General features: G+C 51.4%; 21 protein-coding genes. 5 read left to right on the top strand and 16 right to left on the bottom strand.

What is annotated here, in order from left to right:
• From KI809_RS16705 to KI809_RS16695, 3 genes are all read right to left on the bottom strand, one after another.
• Positions 1-544 (bottom strand): hypothetical protein (locus KI809_RS16705; protein WP_214172726.1); only part of this gene is annotated, 544 nt, incomplete at its 3' end.
• Between the two features lie 136 nt (positions 545-680).
• On the bottom strand, positions 681-3440 hold the full coding sequence (locus KI809_RS16700) for a CxxxxCH/CxxCH domain c-type cytochrome (protein WP_214172725.1): 2760 nt from the start codon (positions 3438-3440) through the stop codon (positions 681-683).
• Between the two features lie 117 nt (positions 3441-3557).
• Entirely contained in the window at positions 3558-4316 is a 759-nt protein-coding gene (locus tag KI809_RS16695; protein WP_214172724.1) for a 3',5'-cyclic-nucleotide phosphodiesterase, read from the bottom strand.
• Between the two features lie 297 nt (positions 4317-4613).
• On the opposite strand from KI809_RS16695, the gene KI809_RS16690 reads away from it, so the two are divergent.
• The gene (locus tag KI809_RS16690) at positions 4614-6104 is read left to right on the top strand and encodes a sensor histidine kinase (protein WP_214172723.1); all 1491 of its coding nucleotides are present in this window, start codon (positions 4614-4616) and stop codon (positions 6102-6104) included.
• Positions 6105-6137: 33 nt separating this feature from the next.
• Positions 6138-7085 (top strand): Lcl C-terminal domain-containing protein, encoded by a 948-nt coding sequence (locus tag KI809_RS16685; protein ID WP_214172722.1) that lies wholly within the window; start codon positions 6138-6140, stop codon positions 7083-7085.
• Here the strand turns inward: KI809_RS16685 and KI809_RS16680 are convergent.
• Genes KI809_RS16680 through KI809_RS16655 form a run of 6 tightly spaced genes read right to left on the bottom strand, consistent with a single transcriptional unit; the run spans position 6968 to position 13692 of the window.
• The gene (locus KI809_RS16680; RefSeq protein WP_214172721.1) at positions 6968-7759 is read right to left on the bottom strand and encodes a type 1 glutamine amidotransferase; all 792 of its coding nucleotides are present in this window, start codon (positions 7757-7759) and stop codon (positions 6968-6970) included. The two genes, KI809_RS16685 and KI809_RS16680, sit on opposite strands and share 118 nt — an antisense overlap.
• 2 nt (positions 7760-7761) lie before the next feature.
• Complete coding sequence (locus KI809_RS16675) at positions 7762-9750, bottom strand: (Fe-S)-binding protein (RefSeq protein WP_214172720.1); 1989 nt, start codon at positions 9748-9750, stop codon at positions 7762-7764.
• Positions 9751-9784: 34 nt separating this feature from the next.
• A complete protein-coding gene (locus tag KI809_RS16670; protein WP_214172719.1) occupies positions 9785-11119 on the bottom strand; it encodes an electron transfer flavoprotein subunit alpha in 1335 nt (444 codons plus the stop codon).
• Between the two features lie 45 nt (positions 11120-11164).
• Positions 11165-11977: an electron transfer flavoprotein subunit beta/FixA family protein gene (locus tag KI809_RS16665; protein ID WP_214172718.1), complete on the bottom strand. Its 813-nt coding sequence runs from the start codon at positions 11975-11977 to the stop codon at positions 11165-11167.
• Between the two features lie 31 nt (positions 11978-12008).
• A complete protein-coding gene (locus tag KI809_RS16660; RefSeq protein WP_214172717.1) occupies positions 12009-12827 on the bottom strand; it encodes a GNAT family N-acetyltransferase in 819 nt (272 codons plus the stop codon).
• Position 12828: 1 nt separating this feature from the next.
• Positions 12829-13692, bottom strand: a complete 864-nt coding sequence (locus KI809_RS16655) for a radical SAM protein (protein ID WP_214172716.1) — start codon at positions 13690-13692, stop codon at positions 12829-12831.
• 359 nt (positions 13693-14051) lie between these two features.
• On the opposite strand from KI809_RS16655, the gene KI809_RS16650 reads away from it, so the two are divergent.
• From KI809_RS16650 to draG, 3 genes are read left to right on the top strand one after another with little or no spacing between them, the layout of a single operon-like run.
• Positions 14052-14285: a hypothetical protein gene (locus KI809_RS16650; RefSeq protein ID WP_214172715.1), complete on the top strand. Its 234-nt coding sequence runs from the start codon at positions 14052-14054 to the stop codon at positions 14283-14285.
• Entirely contained in the window at positions 14276-14572 is a 297-nt protein-coding gene (locus tag KI809_RS16645) for a hypothetical protein (RefSeq protein ID WP_214172714.1), read from the top strand. The genes KI809_RS16650 and KI809_RS16645 overlap by 10 nt, the downstream gene beginning before the upstream one ends.
• Positions 14569-15471 (top strand): ADP-ribosyl-[dinitrogen reductase] hydrolase, encoded by a 903-nt coding sequence (draG, locus tag KI809_RS16640; RefSeq protein ID WP_214172713.1) that lies wholly within the window; start codon positions 14569-14571, stop codon positions 15469-15471. The genes KI809_RS16645 and draG overlap by 4 nt, the downstream gene beginning before the upstream one ends.
• A 4-nt stretch (positions 15472-15475) precedes the next feature.
• On the opposite strand, the gene KI809_RS16635 is transcribed toward draG, so the two are convergent.
• From KI809_RS16635 to kdpC, 7 genes are all read right to left on the bottom strand, one after another.
• A complete protein-coding gene (locus tag KI809_RS16635; RefSeq protein ID WP_214172712.1) occupies positions 15476-16270 on the bottom strand; it encodes an NAD(+)--dinitrogen-reductase ADP-D-ribosyltransferase in 795 nt (264 codons plus the stop codon).
• A gap of 45 nt (positions 16271-16315) precedes the next feature.
• Positions 16316-16645 (bottom strand): NifB/NifX family molybdenum-iron cluster-binding protein, encoded by a 330-nt coding sequence (locus KI809_RS16630; protein WP_214172711.1) that lies wholly within the window; start codon positions 16643-16645, stop codon positions 16316-16318.
• Positions 16646-16689: 44 nt separating this feature from the next.
• The gene (gene fdxB / locus KI809_RS16625) at positions 16690-16953 is read right to left on the bottom strand and encodes a ferredoxin III, nif-specific (protein ID WP_214172710.1); all 264 of its coding nucleotides are present in this window, start codon (positions 16951-16953) and stop codon (positions 16690-16692) included.
• A 32-nt stretch (positions 16954-16985) separates the two neighbouring features.
• Positions 16986-17372: a nitrogen fixation protein NifX gene (gene nifX / locus KI809_RS16620; protein ID WP_214172709.1), complete on the bottom strand. Its 387-nt coding sequence runs from the start codon at positions 17370-17372 to the stop codon at positions 16986-16988.
• Positions 17373-17585: 213 nt separating this feature from the next.
• Entirely contained in the window at positions 17586-18293 is a 708-nt protein-coding gene (locus tag KI809_RS16615; protein ID WP_214172708.1) for a response regulator, read from the bottom strand.
• The gene (locus KI809_RS16610; protein ID WP_214172707.1) at positions 18283-20982 is read right to left on the bottom strand and encodes a DUF4118 domain-containing protein; all 2700 of its coding nucleotides are present in this window, start codon (positions 20980-20982) and stop codon (positions 18283-18285) included. Before KI809_RS16610 ends, KI809_RS16615 begins: the two co-directional genes overlap by 11 nt.
• Positions 20979-21548 (bottom strand): potassium-transporting ATPase subunit KdpC, encoded by a 570-nt coding sequence (gene kdpC, locus KI809_RS16605; RefSeq protein ID WP_214172706.1) that lies wholly within the window; start codon positions 21546-21548, stop codon positions 20979-20981. The genes KI809_RS16610 and kdpC overlap by 4 nt, the downstream gene beginning before the upstream one ends.
• Positions 21549-21570 lie beyond the last annotated feature (22 nt).

The following is a 21570-nucleotide window of genomic DNA, read 5'->3' as shown; positions in this document are numbered from 1 at the left end:
CGCTAGTTCCGCTAGTTCCGCTAGTTCCGCTAGTTCCGCTAGTTCCGCTAGTTCCGCTAGTTCCGCTAGTTCCGCTAGTTCCGCTATCACCACCAGCAATTGTCCCTGAAGCATCATTGTTAAACTCTGATTTTGACTCCACTACACGTGGATTGTCGTCTGCGGTAGCCACCGTATGACTAAATGAGGTAATTTTTCCGGCACCACCGTTGAATTTAATTATGGCGATAACGCCTGAAGATCTGGGGAATGGAGTGGCTTGAGCTGCAGCAAGGCCAATTTTACCAGGAGTGGAAGTGTTTGCAGAAACCATTGCCCCGGAGATTACCTCACCGTTAGTAATCACTGGTGCGCTAAGTGTTGTTTCGTATTGGATGCTTAAAGTCAAACCCCCAATCTGTTCCAGCCCCGAACCGGTTACGGTCCACACATTGTTGCCGGTCTTGTTGATACTAACCACAGGTGCGGCAAAGGCCATCTGGTTGCAAACAAGTAGAAGTAAAATCAAGATTAACGAAAACTTGAGCCTGATCCGTTTGAGCATATTTACCTCTTCTGGTTAAGGTTGATACTTCGTTAAAAGTATATAGAAGCAGTACGGCAATGTCCAGCGCGGTAAAACAAAGCTCCCGAGCAATACCTGCAACGGGAGCTTTGACACAACTATCAACCGTTAAATTTTAGAAAGATACATACGGATGATTACTGTCATGGCACTTCCTGCAGCCGTAATCTTCGCCAATGTTATATTTATAAGCCTTGTAGGGTGTTCCCCACTTCACGGTGGACTGGCCGAGATGGCAGGCAACGTTGGAGCAGCTCTTGGTCTCAGCAGAATACGTTGATGTGGACATCTTGTAGAAAGTGGTTTTTGGCGGTGTGGAGTAGCCGCCAGGGAAATTGACGGTAAAGGTCTTGTCCTTATCAAAAATAACATCAGCCTTGCCGTTGACATGTTTGCTGAAGTTGGCGATAGGCACACTGCTCATCGTAGTGAAGTAAGGCTCCGACGCTGTCGGATAATAGCTATAAGGATCGGCGATCACCGGACGGGACCAGTTGTTGAGCTGGGTCACCGTGCCGTTATGGCAGAAGGTGCATGAAATCGGATCTGTGGTGAAGTAATACTTGCCGAAATGACCTTCTTCGTAATAATCGTTGTTGATCCAGGAATGGTTGTTACCGGTAGACCCGTAATTGGTTTCTGACCTGGTACGGGGACCGTTTGCATGGCAACCGGTGCAATTCTTAGGCAAAGAACCGTTCCAGGTTACGCTACGATACTCTCTGGTCTGTACAAGGCTGGCAACAGCGGCCTTGTCGCAGGTAGAATAGTTGCTCATGCAGTTTTCTACGCCAGGCGTCTTCCAGTCGCTGTAACTGTGGCAATAAACATTGCTGCAAGTTCCATTTGTGTAGGCGAAGCCACGACTATCCAAATAATACCTGTTCCCTTTTTTATAGGTTGCCCCTGACTGCAGTGATTTAATTGACCCCTGAGGGGCATTGGGATTATAAAGCTCAACTTCCAAAATTCCGTTACCGTGCTTGTTTATGTCCATCGGGTGGCAATTGGCACAGTTGAAGATATAACCGGTTGCATTGGCTGAATAATCCTGTGCTGTTTTCACACTTGTGTACGAAGCCTGCTGAGCAGATCCGCTGAAATGAGTACGGTGAGCAGGAGTATCCGGTGGAGCTCCGTGGCAGGCATCGCATTCCTTTGCCCCCCACTTTCTGTAACCCGTCGGGTTTGCATGGCACTGGACATTGGAACAGGTTCCGCCACTAGCAGCATAACTGTAGGTGAACATGCCCACAGCGCTGGACACATTGTATTGACCATTGGCATGATTTGTTGAGTTGGTGACAGACACCCCATCTGAGGATGTTGCGTAATGACAGGAGTTACACATATAAGCCGAGTGTTTACCGATATGACTGTTGGACTTCACACTACCGTTCACATACTCTGGAGGGAGGCCATGGCAACCGGAGCATCCAAGCGAGGTACCCCATTGAGCAGGGAGTGATGAAGGGACTCCTGTTGAAACTGAAGTGCCATCATTATGACAGGCATTATTGGAACAACTGCCGCCAGCAGCTGAATACACATAGTTAAATGAAGCCCCATTGCCGGCAGTTACGTCATATGATCCATTATCATGCTTGGCCGGATTCGAAATGGTTACGCCATCGTTAGTCGTGTCGACATGGCACTTATTACAACTATAACCTGAATGAGCTCCATGGCTATTGGCCTTGGGAGAACCAGTAAGATATGCGGGTGGATTTGCATGGCATGAAGAGCAAGTGAGAGTGCTCCCCCATTTGACGGTATTGGCCTGCACTACTCCAGTTGACTTTGAGGTGCCGTTACTATGGCAATAGAAATTGGAACAGTTCCCGCCGTTGGCTGCGAAAGAGTATGTCAGTCGCTCTTCCTGCGAAGAGATATTGTAAAACTTGCTGATATGCTTGCGCCAGTTACGAATGGTTACATTATCGGAAGTTGTGCTGTAATGGCATCTGCTGCAGGAAAAACCGTAGACAGAATGCTTTGCATGGCTGTTGGCCTTGGGAGCGCCGTTAGCATAGTCGGGCGGGTAACTGTGACAAGAACCGCAGTTTAAAGATGCTCCTCCCCAGACCGGGGAAGCATTGGCAGCGATCGTTCCAGTCGCAAGCGAGGAACCATTACTGTGACAGTATATATTGTTGCATTTCCCGAACTGATTGTCTTGTAACGGGAGATAATCGTTTGTCGGACCGTCATAATATCCAGCAGCTATTGACGTAGGATCGCGAGGGGTCACCAAAAGCGAACGCCGGACACTGGTCGCATGGGTGAACCCGGTATGACGCGGATGACAATGACCACAACTGTCGATATCCCCACCCATCATGTGCCCAGTAGCTAAATGGCTCCCCTCTGCCCCGGTATTGCCACCGTATGGCGGAAAGCCATGGCAGCCGGAACAATCATTGGGTACTACGAATGGATTTGAACCCCATTGAGGGGTTTCATTTTCGAAATGGCAGTTAACATTGGTGCAAGTGCCATAAACCGGGGTAGCCGTCTGCGCCCATGGAGATGTGACATTGTTGTAAATTGCCCTTTGACGAGAATTGTTAATATTTTTAGAAATATTTATCTTCCCATTTCGGTGCCCTTGGTTATAAGAGGAACTCCCTGAATGGCAAAACTCGCATTGTTGCTTGGTATCGATCTTTGAAGTATGTGTTCGATGGTTACCTTGAAAGCCGCCGGTAGTCATGTTTCGATAAGCATCATCGAGTGGCCTGAAATCTACCGGAACTTTGGTGCCGTGACATTCATTACACTCAATTGCCTGGCCAAGCGTGGGAAACAACAAGCATGTCCCTACGAATACTATCAACGTGTAGAGGAATGAAACTCTTGTGCTGACCTCTCGCAAGCAACACCTCCTATGGAATTTGATCCCATGGTAATAAAAAGAATAGAATTTATTAACTCGAACTACAGAAAATGTAAATAGAAAAGTCTCTTAAAGCCAAGCGAATCAAAGCATAAGCTATATGATGTACTCATCTTCATCACACAATAGTTTTATTTCAGGTAACGAAATGTTTCTCAGCTCTCTCATTATCTCTTCCCTGAACTGTGGTTTGGTGTGGGTGACTAAAATAAGTGGCGGGATTGCTTTGCATTTAGACAACTCATTTAACAGTAGTGACGGTGTTAAATGACCGGTTAAAAGAGCCATATCGTTCATTTGATTTGGGAATGAAACCTCAACGATTAATGCTGACGCTTTATCGGCATATCTCCATATTTTATCAGTGGGACCAGTGTCACCTGTGTACAAAAGAGCAGAAGGCCCTTTTTTTATTAGATATCCTATTGCCGGCACAGAATGATTAACAGGAATTGCTGTAATTGAATAGCCGTCTATCTCCATTTCTGTCTCGCTGGGGATCTCTACATATTCAATAACAGGGTTGCATGTTGAAGGGATTTTTGAAAAGTCTGGCCAGATAACATTGTTAAAAATGTGCTTACTGACAGCGTTTAAAACATCGCAGGTGCTAATCAACCTTACTTTATTATTTACGTTTGAAATTATTATATTATCTGCAAGGAATGGAATACCCTTGATATGGTCCAAGTGGCTATGGGAAAGCAGGATTGTCTTAATTTTCCATTGATCAATGTCAGGCAGCACAGATCCGATTGTTCCGGCATCTAGCAAAAAAAAATTATCGATAAGATACGCTGGTGGGCGGTAATTGGGAAATTCTGCTCCAGAAGATCCCAGCACCTTGATGTTCATAGCCACCCCCAACCCTGTAAAATCAGTAAAATTAGTGCTGCGTAGATTATCCCAGTAACTTTATCAAGTCAACTTCATAAACCGGACAATCAAATTCATCGATTTGTTATGCAAAAACTGAACAGTGGATTCCAAGAATTAAGAGCATTATGAAGAGAAGAAAATTTCCCACAAAGCGTTTAACTCCATAACAAGCTGAATTTAATCATAATTATTAAGGCAACTCATAGGCACACCAGTTGCACTCTATTTTTTGCGTCTGTTTATTAACCAAAGTGAAATTACGGGCAAAACACAATGTACACAGTTCTGTATATAGAAGATTCGCCCAACGCATTTGCCCAGACTGCGAAAATGATCAGCAGGCTTGGTTATTTTCTCTATGTCGCTGAAAACGGGCATGAAGGCTTGAGAATCTGCCAGGAAGTAAGACCTGACATCATCATCTCTGATATTTCCATGTCTGTATTAAGCGGCATCGAACTGGCTCGCGAAGTTCGAATGATTGATGAGAACGTGCAGATCATTTTGACTGTAAATAACAGTGAAAGCGAACTATTGCTTAATACTTTCGATTTAAATGTAAATTACTACTTAGCAAAACCAATCAAAGCAGAGCAATTAACAAAAACACTGCAGCACTGTTCTCAACAGCTGGACAAAATTAAGTCGCTATCTTCTCATAATGAATCTCATCAACTACTCATCGAAGCGCTTAACCGGTGTCCGAATATTGTCACAATCACCGATGCCAATGGCAGTATTCAGTACGTAAACTCAAAAGTTTGTTCAGTTACAGGGAAAAATAAAAAGGAACTGCTCAAACAACATATCTCCTGGTTATTTGAACCTTCATTGGAATCAAGAGAATCATTTAAGAATGCTTTCATCCATTCATCTGAATGGAAAGGGGAATTGTTTTTAAAGAACAGTGAAAACAATGAGATCATTGAGGAAACTATCATCTCTCCCGTTATTGATGGTAATGGTCGTGCAGATTACTTCATACTTTTTTCTGAGGACATTACTTCTCGCAAGGCAACTGAGGAAGAAGTCCGAAAATTGAACGCAGAACTGGAATATCGGGTTCTAAGAAGAAATGCTCTTCTTGATGCAACGAATAGAGAACTTGATGAATTTTGCGATGCCATTTCGCATGAGTTGTGTGGCCCGCTCTCTAGGTTACAGGGCTTAAGCAAGGCGCTTTGTGAAGATTTCACGGATAAACTCGGTGACAATGGTAATGACTATCTGCACCGTATTAGCCAGACAAGTATTCAACTTAAGCAGATTATTGATGCGTTAATCAAACTTACACAGTTGACCAGACGAAGCATTTTAGTGCAAGATGTCAATCTCAGTTCGATATGTGCAGATGTCGTGCAAAAACTGATGTCTTCAAACAAAGATCAAGTCATCAAATTCTTTATAGCCCCGGATATCACAGTCAAGGGCGACAAAGCATTGCTTAAAGTTGTAATTGAAAGTCTACTATCTAACGCCATGAAAAACATAGAGGAGCACAATGCGCCACAGATTGAATTCGGCGTGGCGCGATCAAACGAAAAGTCAGTTTATTTTATAAGAGATAACGGTTGTGGTTTTGATTCGAAGTATTCTGATAAGTTGTTTAAATTATTCAGTCATACCCACCACTCCTCAGACAAACCCGCAACAACATCAGGAACCGAACTTGTTGCAGCACAGAGAATAATTCAGAGGCATGGCGGAAGAATTTGGGCTGAAGGTGAGTTAGAGAAGGGTTCAACATTTTATTTCACAATTTAATTCGATTATGTCCCAGGACTTTCCTATTTAATTATGCCTAGAGTATTCCTTATCATAGTAATGCTTATTCTAAGTGGCTGCAGCAACGTCTCCACTATTATAACTTATTACAGTAACAAAGCCACTTGCGTATCATTTAAAGATGATTATGCCAACTGCGATAATATTGGCAATATGGAAAACGAATATTCCATTGATTACCAAATATTTCTTGCCCAAGAAGAATCAATCAGGCACCAAGCTATCGATGAATGCCTTGCACATACTGGCTGGGATTACAGATACCAGTTCATATCCAACACCAATAAACAGGCTTCGGACTTATTAGATAATATATACAGCTGTATCAAGCGGGATAATGAATTAAATCATAGTTTTGATGATATAATCAACCAACTGTCCCCTTCCGGCCCAAAATCAAAAACTCATATCAATTGCTTAACAAATTATGGTTGGCAAGTCATTACAATGGCCCCATGGGTAACAGCTGATACAATTAACGATAAATCGGTATCAATAATCAATATTCCATTGAACAGCTCGATTTTAAAAATCAGTGACGACCCAGAAAATAATATTTTCAAAGACACAAATTCAGCTCTTTCATGGACTATCGTAGAAGATAAAGAGGTCTACTCTTGGGAATCTGCAGCGACTGCAATAGAAAATCTCAACAGGAAAGGCTTCGGAGGCAGTTCCGACTGGCATATACCGTCCAAAGCTGAGATTGAGCAATTAATTTCCGGGAAGAGCGAAGCCACTCTAAGATCAATACTTTACCAAATGAGTTCGTCCAGCAATCTGCAGGGCAAGTGTTATTTATACTGGACAAGTACAGCGGCAACCGACACCCCTGAAAAGTATTACGCTTTTGACCTGTTTTCCAATTCATTTTCACTTGTCGATTCTTTTGGCCCGTTTGCCTGCAAGTTAATTGTAGTAAGAGGCAAGGGTTGGAACAAATTTTCAGCAAAATTATGAAACATTTGCACCGATGATTTCGTATACTCCTCTAGATTATTCTCAAGCTCATTGATTATCCGCAGGTTATTGTCTGAAGCATGTTCTTCCTTTGACTCAGCATTGCACCACTGGGTGACTATTTCAACATTGATCTCCGGATGAAACTGTAGCCCCCAGGCGTTACCATAGCGAAAAGCCTGGCACGGGCAGACTTTCGATGATGCGAGCATGGTAGCCCCTTTTGGCAGATCAAAACTGTCATTATGCCACTGAAATGTTGTAAAAGGGGTCGTGATCCCAGCAAACAGAGAGTCATCTGCGGCAGCAGGCGAGATATCAACCAGAAACGTACCGCACTCACGATGTCTTCCGGAATGGATCGCTGCGCCAAGAACTTCTGCCACGAGCTGCCCGCCAAGACATATCCCTAATAAAGGCACTTTTCGTGAAAGACATCCCCTTATGAACTCTTTCAGTTGAAGCAGGTAGGGGAATTCATCGGTATCATGCACCCCCATTGTCCCGCCAAGGACGATAACTCCTCCGCTTTCAAGCATTTGATCGTTGATAGCTTCGCCGGAAAACAATCTAACAAGCCGGTATTCCAGCCCCAATGCCAAGATCTGATCTCCCCAAAAACCCACCGGTACATTGGGATCGTTCTGGATTATGGTCAGTAATTCTCCTCTCATCCTCATCCTCTAACAGTTTCAGCGATGATTTCGGCGAGGTCTTTGACCTTGGTCTGGCTTGACTGTTTATCTTTGAGGCCGTCCTCGAACATGGTCAGGCAGTAGGGACAGGCAACGCAGACGGTGTCGGGGTTCTTGGCCAACGCCTCTTCGACCCGGTTGATGTTGATCCGGCTGCCGGTGTGTTCTTCGAGCCACATCCTGCCGCCGCCACCGCCGCAGCAGAAACCCTGGTTGCGGTTTCTTGCAAATTCGAGGGGCTGCTTGCCGGTGGCTTGTGCCAGGGCGTTTCTCGGTTGGTCGTAGATGTTGTTGTGCCGCCCGAGGTAGCAGGAGTCGTGGAAGATGATCCTGCCGAGGGCTTCGCCTTGGTTGGTCGTCTTGAGCTTGCCTTCGCTCATGAGTTGGTCGAGCAGTTGGCCGTGGTGGATGACTTCGAGTTCGATGCCATACTGGCGGTAGTCGTTTTTTAAGGTGGAGAAGCAGTGCGGGCACTGGGTGATGATCTTCTTGACCCCACGCTCCTGAAAGAGCCGGACGTTCTCTTGGGCCATCTTGTCGAAGGCGTATTCGTTGCCGAGTCTTCGTAAGGAGTCGCCGCAGCACTGCTCATCCTTGCCGAGGATGCCCCAGGAGATGCCGGCAGCATCTAATAATGTGGCGATGGCGACGGTTACCTGTTTCTGCCTGGAGTCGAAGGAGCCGGCACAGCCGACGTAGAAGAGATATTCGGTTTTGCCTTGCTCGAAGGGGGTGACGTTCATGGTGGCGGCCCATTTGCCCCGTTCGGTGGGGGCGATCCCCCAGGGGTTGCTCCTGCCTTCCATGTTCTCGAACAGGTTTAACAGTTCTTCGGGGAAGCTGGCCTGCATTTCGACCAGGTAGCGCCTCATTTTGATGATCTTGGGCATCTGTTCGATGAAGACCGGGCATTGCTCTAAACAGGCGCCGCAGGTGGTGCAGGACCAGATGGTCTCTTCGGTGTTGCTCCCCTCCCCTTCGCCATCGATGAGGGGCGTAGTGGGAGTTTTGCCATTTCTGATCTCTTGGGCAACAGCCATGAGGTTGGCTTTTAAGCTGTGAACGACCTGGCGCGGATTTAACGATTTGCCGGTGGCATTGGCCGGGCAGGCAGCCTGGCATCTGCCGCATTCGGTGCAGGAGAAGGAGTCGAACAGGTCTTTCCAGGTGAAGTCGTCTATTTTGCCGACGCCGTAGCTGTTTCCAGGGGCAAACTGTTCCTTGGGCGGAATGGCTATTGGTTCGAGGTTTCTCAGGAAGCAGTTGGGGATGGCGGTGATGATGTGCATGTGCTTGCTGACCGGCAGGAAGCAGATGAAGGCGATGAGCACTCCGGCATGGAGCCACCAGGACCAGGTGGCAAAGGGAAAGAGCTGGTCGGCCAGGGGTGAGTTCTTAAGTAAGGTGGCCACAAAGGATGAGACCGGCATGTAGCCGTGGCTCTGGCCCATGACGGCCAATAACGCTCCGTGGAGACCGAAGTAGGCGAGCATCAACAGGGCGATGCAGGAGAGAATGAAGAAGCCTTCGAAGCTTCTTGCCTTGACGTATCTGCTGTCGAGGTAGTCTGGTTTGAAGATGAGTCTCCTGCCAAAGGAGAGGGTGATGGCGATGATGGTGGCGGCCGAGACCAGGTCGAAGAGTAACATGAGGCTCTGGTAAAGCGGTTTGGGCAGAGCCTCTAAGCTGAAGCCGGGGATGAGCCCTTCGAGGATGAAGGCGCCGTTGGCAATGAGCAGGACCATGAAGGACCAGAAGATGACGAAGTGGTTGATGCCGAAAGGTTTGGCTACTACCCGTTTCTGGCCGAAGGCGTAGAGGAGCATTTCGTGGATGCGGACTCCGATGTTGTCGAAGCGGTTCTCGGGCTGGCCGAGCCTTACCAGGGAGAGCCGGCGCCAGAGGCTGTAGCAGAAGAAGAGCAGGGCCGGAACAAGTAGTGCTGCAAATAATATCGGATTGGGGGTCATGGGTGATCCTCAAGTTATCAATTGAGTTATGCTGCTATGCTACTTTTTTGCTCCGCTGTGCTTTGAGGGCGCGGATGCCGGCGGTGATGGCCGGTACTACCTGGAACAGGTCGCCGACGATGCCGTAGGTGGCGACTTCGAAGATGGGGGCGTTTTTGTCTCTATTGATGGCGATGATGATGTCGGAGTCCTGCATGCCGACCAGGTGCTGAATGGCGCCACTGATGCCGCAGGCGATGTAGATCTTGGGCCTGACGGTTTTGCCGGTCTGGCCGACCTGACGGTCCTGGGGCATCCAGCCGGCATCGACGGCGCTCCTTGAGGCCCCTACTACGCCGCCCAGTTCGTCGGCCAGTTCTTTCAGGATGCCGAAGTTGTCGCTTCCCATCATGCCGCGACCGCCGGAGACGATGAATTCGGCGCCAGCGATGTCGACATGGTCTTTTTTCTTGTCGCTGATGATCTCTAGTACTTTGACGAGGATCTCTTCTTCGCGGATGGGGCAGTCGCTACGGATGATGGCGCCGCTCCGGCCTGCCTGCTTTTCAGGCATGGGCATGACGTTGGGACGGACAGTGGCCATCTGGGGCCGGTATTTGTCGCACATGATGGTGGCCATGATGTTGCCGCCAAAGGCGGGACGGGTCTGCATGAGGTTGCGTTTGTCGTCTACGGCCAGGCCGGTGCAGTCGGCGGTGAGTCCGGTCTTGACGACGGTGGCTACGGCGCCGGCCAAGTCGCGGCCAAGGCCGGTGGCGCCCATGAGGATGATTTCGGGCTGGTGCTGGTCGATCAGGTGTCGGACGCCTCGCAGGTATGATTCGGTGCGGTAATGTTTTAATACCGGGGCGTCCATTAAGTAGGCTTGGTCGGCGCCATGGCTAAAGGCTTCATGACAGAGGTGTTCGACCTGCTCGCCAAGGACTACGGCGCTTAAGGGGACGCCGATGGCGTCGGCGAGTTCCCGCCCTTTGCCGAGCAGTTCCCAGGAGACCCGGGCGGCTTCGCCTTCGGTCTGCTCGATAAAGACCCAGACGCCGCGATAGGCGGAGAGCATGGCGGCGAGGGCCTGTGCTTCTTCGTCGGGTTCTTCTTCGGCGGCCACCCCACCCTGCTGCTTGGCCAGTTCTTCGAGTATGGCCAGTTCTTCGGGGGTGAACTGGATCTCTAAGGCTTCGGCTGGGCAGACTTTGATGCATTTGAGGCAGCCGATGCATTTGTCGCTTAAGATGACCGGTTCGCCGGCGTCGGTCATCTCGACGCAGTTGACCGGACAGGCGCTCTGGCAACGGGCGCCGCAGGCGATGCATTTGCCGGGGATGAGCTGCGCTTTGCCCCGCGGTTTCTTCGGTTTTTTTGGTTCAGCCATTGCGGCTCCTTGTTCTGTGCATGGTTAGTCGGTGCGGATGATTCGCTATACCGCCAATAAATCTTTGGCGATCAGTTTGTCGAGCAGGAGCTGGGCGGTGCCTTCGGGATCACCAAGGCCGTCTCCGATGATCTCTCCCTGGTCCCGCTCGGGGGAGAAGATCTTGGAGACCCAGGTGGGGGACCCTTTGAGGCCGATTTCATTGACGTCGAGTTGTAAGATCTCGTTGGTCCAGACTTCGACCTGGGCAGCGGCTGCGGTCAGCCGCATGGGTACGGTGGGATAGCGGGGCCGGTTAAGTTCGCGCACGACGGTGAGCATGGCCGGAAACGGGGCTTCGACGATTTCGTGCCGCCCTTCGAGTTTGCGACTGACCCGCAACCGCCGCGAAGCGAGATCAAGGTCGAGGATCTTGTCGACCAGGGTGAGCTGAATGCAGCCTAGCCGGGTGGCAATGCCGGGACCGACCTGGGCGGTGTCACCGTCGATGGTCTGTTTGCCGCATAATACCAGGGCGACTTCGTCTTCTTCATTGAGTTTACGGATGGCGGCGGTCAGTACATGGCTGGTGGCCAGGGTGTCGGCGCCGCCAAAGCAGCGATCGGAAAGCAGTACTACCCGGTCGGCACCCAGTGCCAATGCCTTGCGCAGGGTTGCTTCGGCGTTGGGCGGACCCATGGAGATCGCCGTTACTTTGAAGCCGTAACGATCCCGAAAGCGCAATGCCTCTTCCAAGGCATGGGTGTCGTACGGATTCATGATGAACGGTATCCCCTCCCGGACCAGGGTGTTCGTCACCGGATCGATCTTTACCTGCGTCGTGTCCGGTACCTGCTTGATACATGCTATCAGCTGCATTTCAGTGCCCCTCTGTAACTTTCTAAATCTCTCAGCCTATGCTCCCCATCGAAGCAAGTGCATAAATTGTATCGGGCCGATAATCCGGGATATCTCCATGATACATGAGAACGGTCTCACCGCTACATACAAAGCCAAATTTTTCCAGCATTGCTTTAGACCATGGATTACCGACAGGGACATCCAGACAGGTAGCGCCATTATCGGTCAACCGGGAATAGATCCTCGCTAATAGTCGCTCCGCGCACAGCTCCGAACCACCGACCCACGGGCCGATATATGAGTGTGTGCCGGTGTTGTGGATAATCAGCGACGAACCGCCATCCATGAATAACTTGCCAAGCCGGAGCTTCTCATGGCAGATGGCCGAACGGTCATCCCCCCAGCCGACGCTGTCATGGCAAAGCAGTTCCTGAAACCCCTGCTCTGATGCGGCTGTCTCAGGAGATACCGCAAAAGATCTATTCAGATACCAACGTGCCACATGGTCTATCGTCTGGAAACCAAGACCTTTATAGAGAGGGGCACCTGAAGGTGATGCTGTCAGCCAGATGGTTCGAACACCAGTTAATCCGAGGGACTCCATGCATTTGGTCATCAACAGTGAAGCTATCCCCCTGCGTCGGAAATCCTGATGAACTATGAGATTGCCGATCCAGCCACTGTTGCGGTAGGCAACCGAAGTAATGAATGCTACCGGCACTCCTCCGGTTTCACGGGCGACAAAACACCCCTGAGGAAATGCCTTGAGGAGAAAAGCCAACTCCCATTGGTCAGATATCCACCCCTCTGCTGCGGCAAGATCCAGGAACAGTTCAATTTCGGACTGATCAAAAGAATCTACTATCATTTCAATTACCAGAACATGAGGCCTTGGCGAATTGCATATCTTGGCCGATCAAGCCAACGGCATCGGCCCGACACTGGCGGCAATGCTTGAACTGGCCGATAATCCGTTCATTGGCCGTCCGCACCGACTCAAGCATTTCAGGTGATGGCGGGGTTACTCCTGCAAAATCAGCCTGGGGAATAAGCGGCATGACGTTCATGACAAATGCGCCGAGTTCTTTTACCTTTTCGGCAATGGCCGGGACTTCTGCATCGTTAACACCTGGGATAAGTACGGTATTCACCTTTATCGTCATGCCAAACTCTGCCGCCTTTTTTAGCCCCTGCAACTGGTTGGCAATGAGAATGCGTGCCGCTTCCGCACCGGTGTATTTCTGGCCATGGTAGTTTATATGACTGTAGATTCTCCCTCCCACTTGAGCATCGAGCGCATTGAGAGTCACTGTCAGGGAATGCAACCCCAGCTCATTGAGCAGGTCTATTTTCTCAGGCAACAACAAACCGTTGGTGCTCATGCATTTGATCAGATGCGGAAACTCTTCGCCGACCAGGCGAAAGGTCTCAAAGGTCTCTTCATTGGCCAGCGGATCGCCAGGGCCGGCAATCCCGATAACCTTGATGATCGGCCCCATGATCTCGCTGGCCATAACCTCCCTCACCTTTGCAATCGCTTCGAGCGGTGTCAGGAGCCGGCTGGTGACACCGGGCCGCGACTCGTTGGCGCAGTCATGGCGCCGGCTGCAGTAGCCGCACTTGATGTTGCAGCGCGGGGCAACGGCAAGATGCATCCTGCCGTTCTTGTGGTGGTTGCCGCCGAAGCATGGGTGCCCTTGAATGTTTTTCTTTGCGGAACATGTAGTGGCCATATCTAACCTCCCCTTCCGACGAAAAAAGCCCGGCGCTGTAGGGCACCGGGCTTCTTTGCATGAATGTGAATACGTCGTCGTATTCTTCGTGATTGTAGTAAGTACTGTCTTCATTAACACGAATCGTGCCACAAGACGCAATTCAACCGGAAAGGCGCTAAAGCAGCAGGTTATGGCTGAATACCCATTTGCTGTTTACGGAAAATGCCGGTTGACATGGCATTTCTGATTACGGATTAGGCAAAAAAGGGGTTTTGCGAAACCCGTTGGGTAAAAATCATTGTCATAACGGTCAGTAAGCCGATGGCACGCTCCATGTAACATAGGCATAACATCAGCTAAGGACGAGGAGGTTTATCATGAAGCCAGAGACCGATACCATCGATGTTGCCACGGCTGCCGCGGTGTTACAGACAACCCAGCTCAAAATCCTGATGTTGTTGAAGAACAAGGCGCTGCTTGGTGAGGAAGTCGGCGGTGAGTGGTACGTGAATAGAGACTCGCTGGAGTGCTATAAGGCCCACGGCAAGGACATCAAGATCGAGATGGGATGCAAGAGCTACTGCTCGTCAGGAGGCTGCGGATGCCGGTGATCAAGGTCAAGGCATCGGACCTTTACTACAAGTATCATAAGAATACGGTGAACAGGTCAGCTCCCAAGTTCGCAGGAAAACCAGACAACGCCCTCTTTGATCGCGATGACATCTACGAGATCCTGCCGATGTTTTCTGCAGTCATGGTTGAACTGGAGCGTGATGACCAGCAAACACTGCACCGCATGGAAGAACTGATGATACGGGACATGCCCTCTTTCATCGCCACGCGGGAAGAGGTCTTTGATTTCCTGGTCAACTGCATGAAGGAGATCCAGGGACGGTGACCGGTGACCTGATCTCCAGGATTAAAGGTGCTCTTCTGGGAATGGCAATTGGCGATGCCCTCGGCGCACCGGTTGAATTCATGATGCCTGGGGAGATAAAGGCCAAACATGGGGTGCTGAAAGAGATGGTCGGTGGCGGCTGGCTCAGGCTGAAACCGGGTCAGGTCACTGACGACACCGACATGTCCCTCTGTATTGCCCGGGCACTTTCCAGTGCAGGAGAGTGGGATCTGACGGCAATCGCCACTCAGTTTGCGGCATGGCTCAAAACCAGACCGATTGATGTCGGCGATACCTGTCGCCGAGGCATCAGAAATTTCATGCTCAATGGGCAACTCGAATCGCCGCCGAATGAATGGGATGCCGGCAACGGCGCTCTGATGCGGATGGTTCCGATAGCGATCTTTACCCTGGGAGACGACAACCGTCTGCAGCGCTGCACAATCGGCCAGGCCCACCTGACCCACAATCACCCGCTTTCCGATGCCGCCTGCATATGTTATGGCAGGCTGCTCCATCTCGCCATTGCCGGGGCATCGAAAATTCGCCTCAGACGGGAAGTAAGCGCTCTGCTCTCAGAGTATCCTAATTTCACCTTCGAGCCCTATAAAGGGCTGGCCACTGGCTACGTCGTTGATACCTTTCAGACGGTATGCCATTTTTTCTTCAGGGGTAAGGGTTTTGAAGACTGCCTCGTGGCCACGGTAAACCAGGGAGGGGACGCCGATACCACCGGAGCGATCATCGGCGGCCTGGCTGGTGCCTACTACGGCATTGAAGGTATCCCGGGCCGCTGGCTCAAAAAGCTCGACCGGGGCGTAGTAAAAGAACTGGATGAACTTGCCTTGAAACTGTGCCGACTCTCCCCATATTCATCCAATGACGCTCCAGCTGATTGATTAATCACACCGTACAAAGGATTCGCTTTACCCGGTATTCGCCGCCGATAACCATATACTCCCCCTCACCTTTCAGGATGCTGCTGGGGAGGAGATCGCTGAAGAAAAAAATCTTGGCAAGAGGCACCTGCACCTCCCAGACAGTCGAGCCGAACTCCCAGGCGCGCTCCTCGTCAGAGGTAAAGGACACCAGGTTGTTGAGCCGTACAATCTGCTCCCGCTTGGCGAGTTGCTCCAGCACTTCATGCTCGGAGGCGTCATAGGTGCCGCGATAGAGGGGAATAGTAAGCCGCCCTGGAAACTTCAGGGCCAGCTCGTGCTGGCAGAATTCATAGAGCAGGTCCAGCTGAGAGTTGATGGCATTGGTGCGGGCACTCCCCTTGGTGCGATCCATGGCGTAGGTCATGTACTCTTCGGCATGGATGCCGGGGATGCGAATCCTGTGGAAAGTGGGAGGGATTCCAATGCGGCTTTCAACCCAGCCCTTGAGCACTGCCCCCTCCACCGAGTTGGCATCCATCATCCAACCACGCAGAAAGCGGAGATAACTGTTTTTAAGACTCTTGCGGGCGGTATCTGTCTGGCTCTGCCAATGATGGAGCTGGTACTTCACAGACATATAGTCATTAAAGATCATGGCCCGTTCACCAGCGCTGCTGATGGTCTCCAGCTTGGCAAAGAAGTGGCGATTGGCCAGGCGCACCCCCTGAATCTCCAGCGGTTGGGGATGCTCATTGAAATGACGGGAGGCGATGACCCAGGGGGGGAGATTGCAGAGATTGAAACCTAGGCCGGTCATGGGTCATCACCTCGTCGTGATTATTTGCAGCAGTCGATCAGCTCTTTATAAAACTTTTTCCAACTCGGTGAGCGCTGACTTTATCGGGCCATTGACCACGAAGGTGTCAACGCCGAGGTTTGCCATCTCCTGTTGCGGGCACTCGCCAATCTGCGAACAGACCACTGCCCGGCACCCTTTCAGGGCATCGGCAATGGCCCGCAGCAGATGACCACGCAGTGGGTGGTCCGGATCATACGAACAGTAGCGCTCCACTTTCTTTTCATCAACCAGTTTTACCGACTCCCCTTCAACATCGTAAATCAGGAATCGTTCGGCATGTCCGAAGTGCTGGTTGACATCACGGCCATCTTTCGAGGCAACAGCGATAAGCATGGCTAACCTCCGTTCTTCAACATAAACTGAAACAAGTACCGTCCCTAAAGAACTACCGGTTCAAAGGTAAAGCACTTCTTCGAACAGGTCCTGCCGCACGCCTGGCAGCCGATGCAGTTTCCGGGGTTGGCTACCTTCATGAACATTTTTGCGGAATCGTCCTCATCCAGCTCTTCGTAGGCCAGCACGTCATGCACGCAGACCTTGAAACAGCGGCCGCAGCCGATGCAGGTTTCCTCATCGATCCCCTGGATGAACTGCGGGGTGTATTCAGTCTTGTTTCTGCGTAAACCGGTGATGTAAGCCATTGTAAGCTCCTTTCTTGTTTGACAACGACGCATTAATCGTCGAGAAATGATGAACCGTTATCCTTGTTGAGCGCCTTTTTAAGCCAGGGAGGAGGATTGCCCTGCAGCACCTCCTGCAGTTTCGTAACGATTTCAGCCACCGGCACTTCCGTGTTCGTTTTCATCGGGTGGATCTTTTTCGCTACCAGCTTGGCTGCTGCCGGGCCACCGATCTGCATGGTGTAGACAATGGCACAGTCGGCAATGGCACCGGCCCGGGCCGCAATCCTGTCCTCTTCGTCTTCCGCAGTTGATTCAGCACTGACAGTATTGAGCGGCGCTGCCTGCTCCGGGGTTATCTCCCAAATATGGAAGCTCCGGCACTGGCCAAAGTGCTGGTCGATTAATTCGCCGGTACTGCTGGTAAAAGCCACTTTCATCTCGTACTCCTTTCTGCAACAAAAAAGGCGCCACGCATCCATAGATGTGTGGCGCCTTTGCCAATGATCAGATTAGTCATTAGATTAGCACAGCGTGTGCCAAATACCTAACCAGCTGAAACAACGAAATTTTATGACTAACGGGAAGAAATCTGTCGGAATTAAAAGATCATAGTGCCTTGATAATAGGCAATTACGCTTGTTGCTGAGGCATCAGTTAGTGCAGCGCAACCGGTAGCCAACTCCCGGTTCTGTAATGATATGGCGCGGCTGGGAGGCATCAGTCTCGATTTTGCGGCGCAGATTGCTGATCGTCACTCTTAAGACATGCGGCTGCTCCCCATAAGCCGCCCCCCAGATCTGTTTCAAAAGCTGATTGTGCGTTAAAACCTTCCCGGCATGGGTAACCAGCAGGCGCAGCAGGTCATATTCCGTCGGAGTCAGCTGCACTTCTCGCCCTTGTGCCGATACCCTGCGCAGGTTCAGGTCTACTTGCAGATCACCGGAAACAAACACCGGATCAGGAGCTTGCTGAATTGAGCGGCGGATTGCCGCCCGGATGCGTGCCAGCAGTTCGGAAGTGCCGAACGGTTTGGTCAGGTAATCATCGGCCCCCAAATCGAGAGCCGTCACCTTGTCATCTTCGCGGTCGCGAACCGACAACACAATGATCGGCACTGGAGACCATTCCCGAATCCGTTTGACAACCTCGATCCCGTCCAGGTCTGGCAGACCCAGGTCAAGAAGGATCAGATCCGGACGAAATGCAGCTGCCGCTGCCAAGCCAGCATGCCCGGTTTCCGCTTCGTGCAGCGTGAACCCCTCGGCAGTGAGGATAGTATGCAGAAAACGGCGGATGGCAATCTCGTCATCCACCACTAAAACTCGGGGTTGATTGGAACCGTTCTGCTCAGCTATCACGCGGTTCTCCTTGTCGTTTTTGCAGCGGCAGTCGCAACTCGATCCGCAGACCGCCTGCAGGGAGGTTTTCCGCTACAATACTGCCATTGTGGGCCTCCACTATTCCCTTACAAATAGAGAGACCTAACCCGGTTCCTCCGGCCCCTTCAGGAACCGGGATACGGTAAAATTTGTCAAAAATACGCCGGAGGTCGTGTTCAGGCACACCGGGGCCATGATCACGCAGTTCAAGAATCAGCCATGACGAGTCAGTGGCGGCAGTCAGCTCTATCGCTGTTCCGCTTGGTGAGTATTTTAGGCTGTTGTCCACCAGATTGACCATAACCTGGGTCATCAGCACCAGGTCCATCGGCACCAGCGGCAGTTCTGTCAGCATCCGAAAAGAGACTTCCCTCCCGGCAATGCGTGGCTCCAGGGCAGCCAGGGCACAGCCGACCAGATCCTGAACATCGCACGGTTCACTGTTCAGCTTGACGGCGCCGGCCTCGATGCGGGTCATATCCAGGAGATTGCCAACAAACCGATTGAGCCGTTCGGCCTCACTGCAGGCAGTATCGAGCAGTTCCCGCCGGGCATGGTCATTAAGATGCTCACCCTCCTCCTTCAGACAGGTCAGAACGCCGGTCACTGACGATAGAGGGGTGCGCAGATCGTGGGAGATAGAGTTAAGCAGCGCCCTTTCCAGGTTTTCCCGGGCCTGAAGGATCTGAGCCTGTTCTGCCTGGCGGGAGAAGCGGATCCGCTCCATGGCCATGGCAGCCTGGGTGGCAAAAGCCTCCAGCAGCCGGCGGTTATCTTGGGCATGGTAATCCTGCTCCTGCTGCAACTGCACCCCCATTACCCCAAGTACGCTGGCCGGTGTCTGCAACGGCAGATAGATCAGGTCAGCAGATACCAAGGTATCAGTGGCCCGTCCGGCCTGATGGTTATTGCGGAAGGCCCAGTCGGCAACGGCCTGCTCCTTGATGTCGAGCGTAAGTCCCTCGGAAGCCGCCATGATATCGAGCCGTTCCCCTTCAGGGAGAAAGATCACTACCTGGGCGTTCAGGGCTTCCTCCGCGTTTCTCACCACTGCCTTCAGTACGGCATCTATATCAACCGAGGCTGCCAGGTCGCGACTCAGGTAGTACAGACTGGCTGTCTGCACCTCGCGGGTGCGCATTGCCTCGGCTCGTTCGCGGGCCCTCACCACCAGCGAACTGATAACGACGCTCACTACGAAAAGACCAAGAAAAGTCAGCAGATACTGGGTATCGGCCACTGCAAAAGTCAGTCTGGGTGGCACAAAAAAGAAATCAAACGCCAGCACCCCGAAAAACGCCGTAGCAATGGCTGGTTTACGGCCAAGACGCACCGATGCCACCACCACTGCCAGCAGATAGAACATCACCATATTGGTAGGGTCAAGGAAGGGGCGCAACAGTTCGCAAAGTAACGTAGCGGCGGCAATCAGCACCAGGCTGGCTGCGTAACCGGTCAACTTCAAGGGGCGACTGCGCCTGTGTACGATTGCTGTGCCAGCAGATTCGTCCTGTTCAAAACTGACAACAACCACATCTAAGGCCCCGCTTCTCCGAATGATGCGATCCACGATCGGCGGCTGCAAAATTTCTCGCCAGCGGGGTTTATGCGGCTTCCCCATGACAATCTTGGTAACATTGTGCCGGGAAGCGTATTCCATGAGCGCATCAGTGATATCGGTCGCAGTTACGGTTGCCACCTGGGCCCCCAGGCTTTCTGCCAGGCGCAGGTCGCGCCAGATTCTTTCCCGGTTCTCCTGGACCTGACGACCGCCCCCTGGAGTTTCGATATATACAGTTAACCACTGAGCCTTTAACTCCTCAGCCAACCGGCAGGTGGCTCGAATCAGTTTTTCGCTGTAAGGGCTGCCGCTGACGCAGACCAGAAGGCGCTCCGCAGTGGGCCACGGCCCGGCGATCGACTGGGTCTCCATGTAGGCCCGCATCTGGTCGTCGACCCTTGCGGCAGCCCGGCGTAGCGATAGTTCCCGCAACGCCATCAGATTACCGAGTCGGAAGAATTTCTCCATCGCCTTGGTAGCCTGCGCCGGGATATAAACCTTGCCTTCTTTCAACCGTTGCAACAAATCTTCCGGCGAGATATCAATCAGCTTGATCTCGAAAGCCAGGTCCAACAGCCTGTCAGGCACGGTTTCCCGAACCACGACCCCGGTAATCTGGGTCACCACGTCATTGAGACTCTCGAAATGCTGGATGTTAACCGTGGTATAAACATCTATTCCTGCTGCCAGCAACTCTTCAACGTCCTGCCAGCGTTTCTCGTGACGGCAACCAGGGGCGTTAGAGTGCGCCAGTTCATCAACAAGGACGATCTGCGGTCTGCGGTCCAAGACAGCATCAAGGTCCAGCTCCGGCAGCTGCACCCCCTGATATTCGATCAGCTTTTTAGGGAGGATCTCCAGGCCGGTGAAGGAAAGCAGTGAATCGGTCTCAAACCGGCCATGGGACTCCACATAGCCGACCACCACATCGCGCCCTTCCTGCTTTCGCAGATCAGCCGCCTCCAGCATGGCAAAGGTCTTCCCCACCCCGGCAGCGTAACCGAGAAATATCTTCAGCTTCCCCACTTCAGCCTTTACTTCTTCAGCCTGGGCCAATCTGAGCATCGCCTCCGGCGAAGGCCGAATGTCGTCACTGTATGACATCATCTGGTAAATTTATCCAATTCGAGGTTCAATACAAGCAGATTTACCCGCGGTGCTCCCAGTACGCCAAATTGCAGCCCTTCAGTAGCCTGAGAGACAGCCTGCTTGACTGAAATTTCCGAGACGCCACGTGCCCTGGCAACACGCGGTACCTGTACCAAGGCGGCTTCCGGTGTAATATGCGGATCGAGGCCGCTGGCCGAGCCCTGCACAAGATCTGCCGGAACAGAACCGGTCACTCCTGAATCGTGGAGCGCCTTAACACGATCACTAACAGTTTTCAGATAATCCGGATTGGTGGGACCGGCATTGGAACCACTGGACCCAGCAGGATTGTAGCCAAAATCGGTGGTGGTGGAAGGACGCGGCCAGAAATATTTGGGGTCGGAAAAGGGCTGACCGATCAATATCGAACCGATCTCTCTGTTTGTTTTGTCTACAACAAAGCTTCCTTTGGCCTGTTTTGGGAAAACGGCATATGCAAGGCCAGTAACCACCGCCGGATAAATGCCGCCGCAGATGATGGTGAACACTATGAGCATCAGGATTGCTGGTTTTAGTTCGTTCATGGCTTTATTCTCCTCTTTGAAA

This window comes from Geoanaerobacter pelophilus (assembly GCF_018476885.1).
Lineage (GTDB): Bacteria > Desulfobacterota > Desulfuromonadia > Geobacterales > DSM-12255 > Geoanaerobacter > Geoanaerobacter pelophilus.
The sequence above is the reverse complement of the archived record's forward strand: the minus strand, read 5'-3'. Positions and strand labels throughout refer to the sequence as shown.